Source organism: Caulobacter sp. 602-1 (genome assembly GCF_003931565.1).
In the GTDB taxonomy this organism is placed as follows: domain Bacteria; phylum Pseudomonadota; class Alphaproteobacteria; order Caulobacterales; family Caulobacteraceae; genus Caulobacter.
On record NZ_RRYI01000005.1, the window covers coordinates 45003 to 57086 of the forward strand.

11 protein-coding genes are annotated in these 12084 nt (G+C 68.6%); 5 read left to right on the forward strand and 6 right to left on the reverse strand.

The genetic code is table 11. From position 1 onward, the window contains the following. Positions 1-82: 82 nt before the first annotated feature. Positions 83-1894 (reverse strand): glycoside hydrolase family 15 protein, encoded by a 1812-nt coding sequence (locus EIK80_RS15690; RefSeq protein WP_125157965.1) that lies wholly within the window; start codon positions 1892-1894, stop codon positions 83-85. A 211-nt stretch (positions 1895-2105) separates the two neighbouring features. Here EIK80_RS15690 and EIK80_RS15695 point away from each other — a divergent pair, with 211 nt between their 5' ends. From EIK80_RS15695 to EIK80_RS15705, 3 genes are all read left to right on the forward strand, one after another. After that, complete coding sequence (locus EIK80_RS15695) at positions 2106-3659, forward strand: murein L,D-transpeptidase (protein WP_125157966.1); 1554 nt, start codon at positions 2106-2108, stop codon at positions 3657-3659. 55 nt (positions 3660-3714) lie between these two features. Beyond that, positions 3715-4359, forward strand: coding sequence for a DUF882 domain-containing protein (locus EIK80_RS15700; RefSeq protein ID WP_125157967.1), 645 nt, complete (start codon positions 3715-3717; stop codon positions 4357-4359). A gap of 114 nt (positions 4360-4473) precedes the next feature. Continuing rightward, positions 4474-4818 (forward strand): hypothetical protein, encoded by a 345-nt coding sequence (locus EIK80_RS15705; RefSeq protein WP_125157968.1) that lies wholly within the window; start codon positions 4474-4476, stop codon positions 4816-4818. 17 nt (positions 4819-4835) lie between these two features. Here EIK80_RS15705 and EIK80_RS15710 read toward each other — a convergent pair whose 3' ends face one another. Next, positions 4836-5279 carry a VOC family protein gene (locus tag EIK80_RS15710; RefSeq protein ID WP_233586690.1) on the reverse strand — a complete coding sequence of 148 codons (444 nt, stop codon included), beginning with the start codon at positions 5277-5279 and terminating at the stop codon, positions 4836-4838. A gap of 326 nt (positions 5280-5605) precedes the next feature. Between EIK80_RS15710 and EIK80_RS15715 the strand changes: the two genes are divergently transcribed. Next, positions 5606-5965, forward strand: coding sequence for a GFA family protein (locus tag EIK80_RS15715; protein WP_125157969.1), 360 nt, complete (start codon positions 5606-5608; stop codon positions 5963-5965). A 55-nt stretch (positions 5966-6020) separates the two neighbouring features. Here the strand turns inward: EIK80_RS15715 and EIK80_RS15720 are convergent, their stop codons facing one another. The 4 genes from EIK80_RS15720 to EIK80_RS15735 all read right to left on the reverse strand — a co-directional run bounded on the left by EIK80_RS15720 (position 6021) and on the right by EIK80_RS15735 (position 11302). Continuing rightward, positions 6021-7061 carry a substrate-binding domain-containing protein gene (locus EIK80_RS15720; protein ID WP_125157970.1) on the reverse strand — a complete coding sequence of 347 codons (1041 nt, stop codon included), beginning with the start codon at positions 7059-7061 and terminating at the stop codon, positions 6021-6023. Between the two features lie 178 nt (positions 7062-7239). Next, a complete protein-coding gene (locus EIK80_RS15725; protein ID WP_125157971.1) occupies positions 7240-8622 on the reverse strand; it encodes an efflux transporter outer membrane subunit in 1383 nt (460 codons plus the stop codon). Then, the gene (locus EIK80_RS15730; protein WP_125157972.1) at positions 8622-9719 is read right to left on the reverse strand and encodes an HlyD family secretion protein; all 1098 of its coding nucleotides are present in this window, start codon (positions 9717-9719) and stop codon (positions 8622-8624) included. Before EIK80_RS15730 ends, EIK80_RS15725 begins: the two co-directional genes overlap by 1 nt. Further along, complete coding sequence (locus EIK80_RS15735) at positions 9716-11302, reverse strand: MFS transporter (protein ID WP_158624705.1); 1587 nt, start codon at positions 11300-11302, stop codon at positions 9716-9718. The genes EIK80_RS15730 and EIK80_RS15735 overlap by 4 nt, the downstream gene beginning before the upstream one ends. A gap of 234 nt (positions 11303-11536) precedes the next feature. Here EIK80_RS15735 and EIK80_RS15740 point away from each other — a divergent pair, with 234 nt between their 5' ends. Next, positions 11537-12076 carry an RNA polymerase sigma factor gene (locus EIK80_RS15740; RefSeq protein WP_125157974.1) on the forward strand — a complete coding sequence of 180 codons (540 nt, stop codon included), beginning with the start codon at positions 11537-11539 and terminating at the stop codon, positions 12074-12076. Positions 12077-12084 lie beyond the last annotated feature (8 nt).

Genomic DNA, 12084 nt, shown 5'->3' on the forward strand with positions numbered 1-12084 from the left:
GTCGCCGTTGCCCGCGCGATGTGACACGAGGATTTCAGAATCTTCCCGCGCCGCAATATCGCGCACCAAAGGTCTTCGAGGTCTACCGCACCGACGTCCAGGGCCGGCTCAGCAGCACCGCGCAATTGATCAGGCCGACCAGGGAATAGGTCTGAGGATAGTTGCCCCACAGTTCCCCGTCCGCGAAGCCGATGTCCTCGGAGAGCAGGCCCGCGCCCGTGCGGCGCGACAGCATCTCTTCGAACAGCGCGCGCGCCTCGTCCGAGCGGCCCGACAGGTGCAGGGCCTCGATCAGCCAGAAGGTGCAGATGTTGAACGCCGTCTGGGGCGAGCCGAAGTCGTCTGGGGTGGCGTAGCGCAGCAGATAGGCCCCGCGCCGCAGGCCCTCCTCGATCGCCTTCAGGGTGGCGACGTTGCGCGGATCGTCGGGCTTGTGGAAGCGCAGGTCCACGAGCTGGAGGAGGGAGGCGTCCAGCTCGTCGCCCTCGAAGGTGGCGGCGAAGCGACCCAGCTCATCGTTCCAGGCGCGGTCTTCGATCACCTTGCGCACGTGGGCGGCGCGGCTGTTCCAGAAGGCGGCCTTGTCGGTCAGCCCCAGCTTCTCGGCGGCGTTGCCCAGGCGGTCGCAGGCGGCCCAGCACATGGCCGAGGAATAGGTGTGGACATTGGCCCGTCCCCGGAACTCCCACAGGCTGGCGTCGGGCTGGTCGTGCAGTTGGAAGGCCCGCTCGCCGACCGGCTCCAGCGCCTCGAAGTCCTCGACCGTCGCCGGCCGCAGCAGGCGCTCGTCGAAAAAGGCTTGCACCGTCGACAGGACGATCTGGCCGTAGACGTCATTCTGGATGTGCTCATAGGCCTGGTTGCCAACGCGGACCGGGCCCATGCCGCGATAGCCGGGCAGGTCGGGCGCGAAGCGCTCGGTGAGCACCTCCTCGAAGCCCACACCGAACAGCGGCTGGATGTGGCCGCCGCCGGCCCGGTCGACGATGTTGCGCAGATAGCCCAGATAGTTTTCCAGGATGTCGACCGCGCCCAGCCGGTTCAGGGCCTGGACCACGTAATAGGCGTCCCGCAGCCAGCAGTAGCGGTAGTCCCAGTTGCGGCCGCTGTCGGCGTGCTCGGGGATCGAGGTGGTCAGGGCCGCGACGATCGCGCCCGTCTCCTCGTGCATGCACAGCTTCAGGGTGATGGCGGCGCGGATCACCGCGGTCTGCCAGTCCAGCGGGATGGCCAGGCCGCGGACCCACTGTTTCCAGTAGTTGTCGGTCTCGCGAAGCATCCGCTCGCACGTCGCGCCGATCGGGGCGTCGAAACCCTCGTCGGCGCCCAGATACATGGCGATCGGCCGCTCCAGCCGGAACGTGCGCTCCTCCAGGATGTGCGAGACCGGCGCGTCGGTGCTCAGGCGCATCGTCATGTCCGAACACAGGTAGCGGATGTGGTTCGAGCCCGAGGTGTGCTCGGCGACCTGGGCGCCCCAGCCTGCTGTGGGCTTCAGGCGCAGGGTGATGCGCGCGACGCCGATGATCGGCCGGATCAGGCGGATGAAGGCGGTGGGACGGAACGTGCGACCGAACTGCTGGTAGCGCGGGGCGAAGTCGAGGATTTCGAACCGCGCCCCGTCCTCGTCGGCGATCTCGGTGCGCAGGATCGGCGTGTTGCGCAGATACCCCTGGCGGGTCTCGGCCCGGCGCTCGACCTGCACGTCCCAGACGCCCTTGGCGTCGTCGCCGTCGATATCGGCGTCGTCGAGGAGGGCGCTGAACACCGGATCGGAATCGACGCGCGGCGCGCAGCCCCAGACGAAGCGGCCGCTGGTGTCGATCAGGGCGCTGACCGCGCAATTGCCGATCGGATAGAGGTCGAGAGTCTTCTGATGCAAAGCTTTGTCCATCGCCTTTACCGCCCGGTTTTTTCCGACGGTCCCCGTTTGGGATGAAACCGACGGTGTGGCTTGCGGGTTCCTGTTATCGGAAAACGTTCGCCGAAGATGCTGGGAAGGCTCGCCTTTCGCGCTACCTTTGTTGACGCGGAGGGCCGACGCCGGCCATCTGGAAACCTTAACGCGGTCAGGCCGCGAGTATGTACGGGCGGGCTGTTCGACGGTGATGCGAGTTTCGAGATCCTGCGGCGTCCTGGCGGCGACGATCAGTCTGCTGTCCCTGGAAGCGGCCCAAGCTCAACCGTCGATGGTCCAATCGCAGCGTCCGCCCCTGGCCGGCGCTCGCCCCGTTCAATCCGCCCCGCAAAACGCTCCGCTGATCCAGGCGCCCCGGGCCTCGGTGATGCAGCCGGACTATTCCAGCGTCCAACTGCGCTCGGAGCAGATCGACCTGCTGCGCCAGGTGCTGGGCGACGCCTATCTGCACGGTTTCGAGTTGAGGGCCTTTTCGCCGGATCAGGCCATCGCCCAGCTGCAGTCGCGCGACGCCATGACCCGGGTCGTCGGCCAAACCCAGCTGATCAGCCTGACCCTGGCCTATGCCAAGGCCGTGCGCACGGGACGGCTGCCGGTCAGCGGCTTCATGAACGCGTGGGGCCTGCGCCCGGCCGCCTACGATCCGACGCCGGAGTTCTACGCCGCCGTCCAGCAAGACCGGCTGGCCGATTGGCTGGCGACGCTGCCGCCGCCCTATACCGGCTATCAGACCCTGCAGCAGGGCCTGGTCACCTATCGCGACATCGCCGCCAGGGGCGGCTGGTCGCCGCTGGTGGCCGGTCCCGAGCTGAAGGAAGGCGCGACCGGTTCGCGCGTGGTCGCGCTGGAGGCCCGTCTGGCCGTCGAGGACCCGACCGTCGCCGTCGACGCCGCGCCGGTCTTCGACGCCGCCCTGACCCAGGCCGTGCAGCGCGCCCAGAAGCGTTTCGGCCTCAATCCCACCGGGACCCTCAACAAGGCCACGCTGGACGCCCTGAACGTCCCGGTCGAACGGCGCCTGGACCAGATCACCGCCAATATGGAGCGCTGGCGCTGGCTGCCGCAGGTGCTGCCGGCCGATCGGATCCAGGTGAACATCGCCGCCGCCATCCTGTCGGTGTTCAGCCACGACACCCCGACCCTGACCATGCGGGCGGTCACCGGTCGTCCGGGCGACGAGACGCCGATGCTGTCGTCGATGATCCACTCGATCGTGCTGAACCCGCCGTGGAACGTGCCGTCGTCGATCGCCGCCAAGGAGCTGTGGCCCAAGGAGCGCAAGAGCCCGGGCTATCTGCGCCGCAACGACTTCATCGTCATCCCCACCGGCGACGGCGGCTCGCGCCTGCAGCAGAAGGCCGGCCCCAAGGCCGCCCTCGGTCAGGTGAAGTTCGACTTCAACAACCCCTACGGGGTCTATCTGCACGACACGCCCAGCCGATCGAAGTTCGACAGCTTCAGCCGGCTGGCCAGCCACGGCTGCGTGCGCCTGCAAAAGCCGATCGAGCTGGCCAAGGCGCTGCTGGCCGGCGACGCCACCTGGACGCCGGAAAAGATCGACGCGACCCTGGCCTCGGGCGACACCGTGCGCGCCAAGCTGCCCCAGCAGATCGCGGTTTTCCTGCTGTACTGGACGGCCTATGTGACCCCGGACGGGCAGGTCAACTTCCGCGACGATCCCTACGGCTGGGATCGCGAGCTGGTGCAGCGGATTGCCGCACTTCGCTCTGGCCCAGCTTGATTTCCTGAAGTTTTTGGGCTGTCCTCCCGGCATTGGTGTCGGGTAAGGCGTACCTATGGATCGACGGAAGCTGCTTCGAATGGGGCTCGGCGTGCTCGGCGCCGGCCTGCTGCCGGTCGCGGACGCCCGCGCCGATGACGATATCATCGGCCAGATCCTGGAAGGAAAAATCCCTCCGGCCGCTTCGGTTCCGCCGGTGGGCCTGCGGCCCGCGCCGGTCGAGACGTTCGCCGCCAAGGCGGTGGTCGAGCCGCGCTGGGTCCATCTGCGCAACATCCACACCGACGAGAAGCTCGAAGCGGTCTACTGGGAGAACGGCGCGTACGTTCCCGACGCCGTCCAGGCCCTGAACAAGGTGCTTCGCGACTATCGCAACGACGAGACCCATCCCATGGACACGGGTCTCTACGACATCCTCGACCAGATCCGGGCCAAGACCCAGAGCAAGTCGCCGTTCCAGATCATCTCCGGCTACCGTTCCCCGGCCACCAACAAGATGCTGTCCGAGCGCAGCGGCGAGGTCGCCAAGCGCAGCCTGCACATGGACGGCAAGGCGATGGACGTCTTCCTGGAAGACGTCGACCTGCGCTACGTGCGGGCCGCGGCCCTGGAGCTGGGGCGCGGCGGCGTGGGCTATTATCCGACCAGCAATTTCGTGCATGTCGACGTTGGCCCGGTCCGCAAGTGGTCCGGAACCTGACGCCTTCTTTCGTCGGCCCCCTTTTCACCCAAGGGCGGAAACGGGTAACCAAGCTCTAGTTGAAGCGTTAGAGCATGGTAGCCGGCTGTATCGGCGTCAGGGAATTCCAGTCCAATGAGTGAGCGTCGCAGCAATCCCTTTGGTTGGGTGATCCTCGGCTTCATCATCGGGGTTATGGCGACGTTTGGCGCGATCCTGTTCCTGACCGCCGGCGACGGCGGGTACGAGGACGGCCCGTCCGAGACGCGCACCGCCGCCGATGACGCGGCCGCAGCGGCCATGGCCGCCAAGTCGACCGCCTCCCAGCCCGCGCCTCACAAGGTCGAGACTTCGGCCCCAGTCGCCGAAGCCCCGGCGAGCGCCATGCCCGCCGACCGTCAGACCAGCCCCGCGCCGACGCTCGACCCGCAAGTGGCGGATGACGCGGCGGCTGCGGGCATGACCTCGCGGACGCGCTAGAGGCCTACACGGAACCCTTAGAAGTCGATCACCACCGACGGCGCGCTGCGCCGCGCCTCGCCATGGTGCACGGCTTCGACGTTGTTGCCGTCGGGATCGAGCACGAAGGCGGCGTAGTAGCCTGGATGATAGGCCCGCTCGCCCGGCGCGCCATTGTCGCGCCCGCCATGGGCCAACGCCGCCCGATAGAAAGCATCGACTGTCGCGCGATCCTTGGCCTGAAAGGCCAGGTGATGCCGGCCTGTCGCGACGCCCTGGCTCGCCGCGCTTTCTGGCGAGGACACGACGAGTTCATCGGCCCAGAAATAGCCGTCGGCCGTATCGACGATCGGAATCTCCAGAACATTCAGGACAGCCCCATAGAATTCCCGGCTAGCCTTGAGGTCCCGGACGACAAGTTGCAGGTGATCGAGGAGTCGTCCGCGATGCAGTCGTGTCGTTTCCATGATCGTCGAGTCCATCGAATGTGCGTGTCACGAAATCCTGGAATTTCGTCCGGCGTTCGCGCCGATATGCCTGGCGCTGAAAACTGGAGGGCTCCGCCAATATTGCATTGATTATGCTCAAAGCACTGTTTGCACGGCTTTCCCGGAAATTCCGCTCTTCGCCGTCGTGGAGCGTCAAACCAAAGGCTTTGCGGCTTCGGATCGAAACGCCCGCGGCGCGGGCTGACGCATGCGACAACCTGGCTCAACCGCCCGATCACCCTGCTGACACCAAGCTGGCGGCAGAGGAGGCGCAGTTTCCCGAGATCACTCAGAGGATTGGGTGGTCAAGGAGACGCCTATTGTCGATCAAGGGTAGCTGCTGCTGCGGCGGCGTGCGCTTCGAGCTGTTCGAGCCGCCGCTGCTGATGGGAACCTGTCACTGCTCGCGGTGTCGCAAGGCTGGTTCGGGCGTCTACGCCTATGTCCGGGCCGAGGCGTTCCACTGGCTGGCGGGGGAGGCGCTGTTGACCCGCTACCGCCCCAAGCCGCCGTTCCGGTTCACGCGGAGCTTCTGCAGGCGCTGCGGAACCTCGCTGGGCGATCCCGACAGCGGCCGGATCCTGGCCATCGCCGCCAGCTGCCTGGACGACGATCCCGGCGTGCGTCCGAGCTTCGACGAGTTTCTTCCGGACAGGCCGCCTTGGGAGAAGCCGGAATAGAAAAAGGCGGCCGCCGGAGCGACCGCCTTTCCCAAGCTCGGGTTCAAGGAGACCCTTAGTCCTTCGGCATCGGCATGGCCGGCAGGGCGGTCGCCTTGGTCTTCATCTGGGCGTGCGCCGCCGGCGGCAGCGGGATCAGACCGCGGCCTTGCAGGTAGCCGCCGCGACCCGTGGCGGAGTCCGACACGAACTCGGCGACGAACTCCTTCAGGCCCGGCGTCACGCCGACCTGCGACTTCTTCACGTAGATGTAGAGCGAGCGCGACAGCGGATACTGGCCGCTGGCGATCGCGGCCGGCGTGGGCTTCACGCCGTTGATCGCGGCGCCCTTGATGCGCGAGGCGTTCTCTTCCAGGAACGAGAAGCCGAACACGCCCAGGGCGTTCGGGGTCTTCTCGATGGTGCCGACGATGGCGTTGTCGTTCTCGCCCGCGTCGACCCAGCCGCCGTCGGTGCGCGTCGGCGAGACGATGGCCTTGAACTTCTTCTCGTCCGACTTCTTCAGCGCGGCCAGGAACGGGATCTTCGACGCGCCGCCTTCCATGGCCAGCTCGACGAAGGCGTCACGGGTGCCCGAGGTCGGCGGCGGCCCATAGACCAGAATACGGTTGGCCGGCAGGGCGGGGTTGACGTCCTTCCAGGTCTTGTAGGGGTTCTTGACGGTCGCGTTACCCTTCGCGCTCTGGTCGGCCAGGCCCATATAGAGCTGCTCGAGCTTGAAGTTATAGTCCGGCGACTTCTTGTCGACGGCCACGACGATGCCGTCGAAGCCGATCTTGATCTCGACGATGTCCTTCACGCCGGCCTTCTGGCAGGCTTGGAACTCGGACTTCTTCATCGGGCGCGAGGCGTTGGCGATGTCGGGGAACTTCTCGCCGGCGCCGCCGCAGAACATCTTGATGCCGCCGCCGGTGCCCAGGCTTTCGACCTTGGGCGACTTCTTGCCGGTCTTCTTGGAGAAGTTCTCGGCGACGCGGGTGGAGAACGGGAACACGGTCGAGGAGCCGGCGGCCCAGACATAGTCGCGGGCGGCGTGCGCCTGGTCGGCGACCGCGAGCAGGGCGATCGTCGCGACCGCGCCAAGGAGCTTGTTCATGTCGTCAAATCCTGTGTGGTCCGGAGGACGGGGGGACCCTGCCGGAGCAATGCAAGGGCTTTTGTCACGGTTCCGCGACAGTTTTACGACGTAGCGTCCGTGGGCTGACAATTGTGTCGGGATTTAGCCCTTGGGCAAGGGCGTCATGCTCTCAGGCGCGACCAACCCACGGCAGTCCTCAGGGAGCCGGGGTCCAGCCGCCGCCCAGGGCGCGGGCCAGGTCGATGGCGGCGACCGCGCGGGCCTCGCGGGCCTGGATCACCGCCTGGTCGGCGGCCAGCAGGCCGCGCTCGGCGTCGATCTGCTCCAGGTACGAGGCGTAGCCGGCGCGGTAGCGGTCTTTGGCGCGGCGGGCGGCCTCGGCGATGGCGGCGCGCTGGGCGGCGATCTCGGTCTCCTGGCGTTGCAGGGCGTCGACGGCGCGCAGGGCGGTTTCCGTCTCGGCGAAGGCGTTCAGGACGACGCCGCGATAGCTGGCCGCCGCCTGGGCCTTGCGAGCCTCCGAGGCCTGGACCTGAGCCTTCAGCCGGCCGCCGTTGAAGATCGGCTGGGCCAGGCCCGCCCCGATGGTCCACAGCGCCACCGGATCGGGCAGGGCGTCGGTGAACACCCGGTCGGCCGAGACTGACAGGCGCAGTTGCGGCAGCAGCTGGGCGCGCGAGGCGGCCAGGCTGGCGTCGGCGGCGATCAGGCTGTCCTGAGCTTGAGCGATGTCCGGCCGGTGGGCCAGCAGGCTCGCGGGGGCCTCGACGGGGATCGGCGTCTTCAGCAGGGCGAGAAGGTCATCGCCGCGCGCGACGGGGCCGGGCGGATCGCCGGTCAAGGCGCTGACAGAGGCTTCCAGGCGGGCGATGGCCAGCTCGAGAGCCGGAATCTGGCGGCGGACCCCGGCCAGCTCGGCCTGGGCCTGGTCGCGTTCCAGCTTGGTGGAGTAGCCGGCGCCTTCGCGGCGCGCGATCACGCGCAGCCCGGCTTCGCGGGCGGCGATGGTCTGCCGGGCGACGGTCAGTTGGCCATCCAGCGACAGCAGGCCCACATAGGCCCGCGCCACGGTGGCGGCGACGGCCAGGCGGACGCTGTCGCGGGCGGCGGCGCTGGCCTGCAAACTGGCCCGGCCGGCGGCGTCCAGATCGCGCACCCGGCCCCACAGGTCCACTTCGTAGGCGACGCGCAGGCCGACCTGTTCGGCGGTCGACTCGTAGGACCTGCCAAAGGCGTCCAGCTGGCGCGAGCCCTGCAGGCCGGCCACGGCGTCGACGGTGGGCAGCAGGGCCGAATGGGCGGCGCGGGACAGGGCGCGGGCCTCGTCGACCCGAGCCGTGGCCAGGGCGATGTCGGCGTTGCGGGCAAGGGCCTTGTCGACCAGGGCGTTCAGATGCGCGTCGCCCAGCAGTGTCCACCAGTCGGCGGCGAGCGCGCCCTGAGCGCCTTGGGAATTTGGCGGCGCGGTCCGCCAGGCGGCCGGCGGCGGAACGGGCGAAGCCGGACGCTCGGGCGCGGCGGTGGTCGCGCAGGCCGACAGCGCCGCGCCAACCAGCAGCAGGGGCAGCGAGCGGCGCATCAGCGACCGCCCTTGGTGTCGACCTTGGTCACCACCGACATGCCCGGCCGCAGGCGGGCGGCCAGGGGCTGGTTCGGGCTGATGGCGATCTTGACCGGGATGCGCTGGGCGACCTTGACGAAGTTGCCGGTGGCGTTTTCGGGCTTCAGCACCGCGAACTCCGAGCCGGTGGCCGGGGCCAGATCCTCGACCACGCCGCGCAGCTTCTTCTTGCCCAGGGCGTCGACGGTGAAGGTCACCGGCTGTCCGACGGCCATGTGGGCGGTCTGGGCTTCCTTGTAGTTGGCCGTCACCCACAGGCGGGCGGGGACCAGGGCCAGCAGCTGCGTTCCCGCCGAGACGTATTGGCCCAGCCGCACCGAGACTTCGCCCAGCTGGCCGTCGCGCGGGGCGCGGATGACGGTGTTGTCGAGATCGATCTGGGCCAAGCGCAGGGCGGCGCGGGCGGCTTCGACGGCGGCCCTCAGGCCATCGCGGGAGACGGCGACCGAGCGGATGTCCTGGCGGGCGATCTCGCCGCCGGCGGCGGTCTGGCGCACGGCCGCCTCGGTCTGGCGCAGGGTGGCTACGGCCTGGTCGCGTTCGCGCAGCGACACAGAGCCGTCCGAGGCCAGGTCGTTGATGCGGGCCAGGTCGGCGCGGGCCCGGGCGGCCTGGGCCTGGGCCGAGGCCTGCTCGGCCTCGCGGCCCAGGAGCGCGGCGGCCCGGGCCCGCTGGGCCTGGTCGGCGTTGGCCAGATCGGCCTCGCGGGCGGCAAGGGTCGCCTTGGCCTGCTCGACGCGGGCCCGGTAGATGCGGTCGTCGATGCGGGCCAGCACCTGGCCCCGCTTGACGTGTTCGAAGTCCTGCACGGCCACCTCGACGACATAGCCGTTGACCTGCGGCGCCATCACCGTGACCTGGCCCCGGACATAGGCGTTCTCGGTCACCTGCAGCGTGGTGACGAATGGGGGCAGCCGCCAGACGAACAGGATGACCAGCACGGCCGCGACGGCGGCGGTGACGGCGATGGCCAGGGTCCCCGGGCTGACGCGGGGCGGGTGGCGCAGAGCCTCGGCCGCTTCAGGCGAGGGAGCGGGAGCGGCGGCGTCGGTCATTGAGCGGCCCTTTGCGCGGCTTTCATCTTGGCGATGGCGCGGAGCGTGAAGATCGCAGTGCCGATCAGGGTCAGCATGGCGATGACGAGGAGGAGCAGGAAAAGGTCGTTATAGGCCAGGATGCCGGCCTCGCGCGTCGCCTGGCCGGCGACCGCGGCGACCGCCACGGGGCCGGTCCGCAGGCGGTCGGCGACGAACGGGATCGAGGCGTCCAGCTGGCCGACCAGGTGGGCGTAGTGGAACCGCATCCGGTCGTACTGGAAGGTCTGGGACAGGGCGGTGGCGAACAGCGCGCCCAGGTTCTGGGCGACGCTGAACGAGACGATCAGGGTGGGGAACGAGCGCCAGCCGCGCTGCAGCACCTGGACGAAACCGATCAGCAGGGTGGGCGCCAGGACGAGGGCCGTGGCGAAACCCAGCATGGCCTGGCTGACATACAGCTGGGCCGGGCGGGTCAGGTCGTTGGAATGGCTGTCGAGAAAGGCGGCCGCGCCGATCAGCACCACGGCGATCATGATCTGGAAGAGCACGGTCTGCGGCGTGATCGTCAGGGCGCCGACGATCGCGCCGGCCAGGGTGGCCAGCATGATCACGAAATATAGGCTCCGGGTCTGTTCTTGGCCCATGCCGAGCACTGCCAGGAGACCGGCGGCCCCGCCGTTCTGCTCGACCAGCAACACCCGGGTCAGGAAGGCGATGGCGATGAAGCCGAGGAAGTCCGGCGTGATCGCCCAGCGCAGGTCGAGCAGCGGATTGGTCCGATGCCACTCCAGCACCAGGGCGATGGTGATCAGCACGACCGCGACGGCCAGGGCCACGCCGATCCACGGGGCGGCGAACCACCATTCCAGCCGGCCCTGGCCCAGCACCGCGCAGATCAGGGCCAGGCCGACGGCCATCAGCGGATAGGTGACGAAGTCGGCCCATTCGAACACCTTCAGCCGCTCCGACGGCGGCAGGCGCAGCGCCAGCACGGCGGCCAGGGTGGCCAGCACCATCGCCAGCTCGATCAGGTAGAGCGTCCGCCACTGACCCAGCTCCAGGACGTCCGGCGAGAAGCAGCGGGCCAGGGGCGTGGCGACCAGCGGCAGGCCGAAGGCCAGCACGAAGGCCGCCAGGCGCTTGGGCTGGGGCAGGGCCTGCAGCATGTAGAAGACCGCCAGGGTGGTCAGGGGCGCGGCCGCGACGCCGCTGGCCGCGCGCACGACCAGGGCCGAGGCGAAGTCGTTGACGAACAGGTGGGCCACGACCGCGGCCAGATACGTCCCCAGCGCCAGCTGAACGAACAGGCGCAGGCCGTACTGCTGGCGGAACTTGACCAGCAGCAGGTTCATCGAGATCGACGTCATCACATAGGCGGTGGGCAGCCAGGAGACCTGGGCCGGATCCAGCCCCAGCGCGCCTTGGAGGGCGGGGAGGTTGACCGTGATCAGCGCCGTGCCCATGGCGCTGGTGAAGGCCAGCAGCAGGCCGACGCAGCCATAGGCGATACGGACGCGCCGGGAAAAGTCGGGCGTCGCCGGCGAGCCGGGAAACAGGGGCCGCTCATGGGGCTGCAGGCTGTCGATACCGGGATGACTCATGCCACCGTCCTTGCCGGCCAAGCTGTAACGCGCGAGCGCGGCTTGGGCGAGGGGCCGGGAAGCGGGGTGGGCGAACGCCGTGTCATGGGGCCGGCTTAAAGGGCGTTCGGCGCGCATCGCTTGAACAAATCAATCGCCGTCTAGGCTGGAACCGATTCCTTCCGCGCGAGGGGCCGCCTCGTCGCGCGAAAAACTTTCGCGGAGATCGGTGTGCGTTCGGGGGCGTTGTGCGTCATGACTGTCGTGAGCAGTCATGAGGGTTTCGCCGTGCGGCAGGTCGCGCCACACGATCTCCGGGGGTTGGATCGGCGCTACAGGCCAGCGCTGATGGCCTTCTTCATGCGCCGCGCGGCGACGCACAGCGACGCCGAGGACATGACCCAGGAGCTGTTCGCCAAGCTGGCGCGGGTCGAGGACCCGGCCATGGAGAACGCCGACGCCTACATCTTCCAGATGGCGGCCAACCTGCTGCGCGACCGTCAGCGGCGCGAGCGGGTGCGGGCCAGCTATCGCGCCGCCGTTGCGGGCGAGGTCTTCGACCAGGAGCCGCTGGATCCGGCCCGTATCCTGCAGGGTCGCGAGGATCTGGGCGCGGTGCAACGGGCCCTGCGCGAGCTGCCCGACCGGACCCGCGCCATCTTCCTGCTCTACCGCCTGGAAGGCATGAAGCAGGCCGAGCTCGCCACGCTGTACGGCATGACCACCAGCGGCGTGCAGAAACACATCCTCAAGGCCATGGGCCACCTGACGCGCAAGCTGAGGGCGGGCGAATGAGCTCCCCC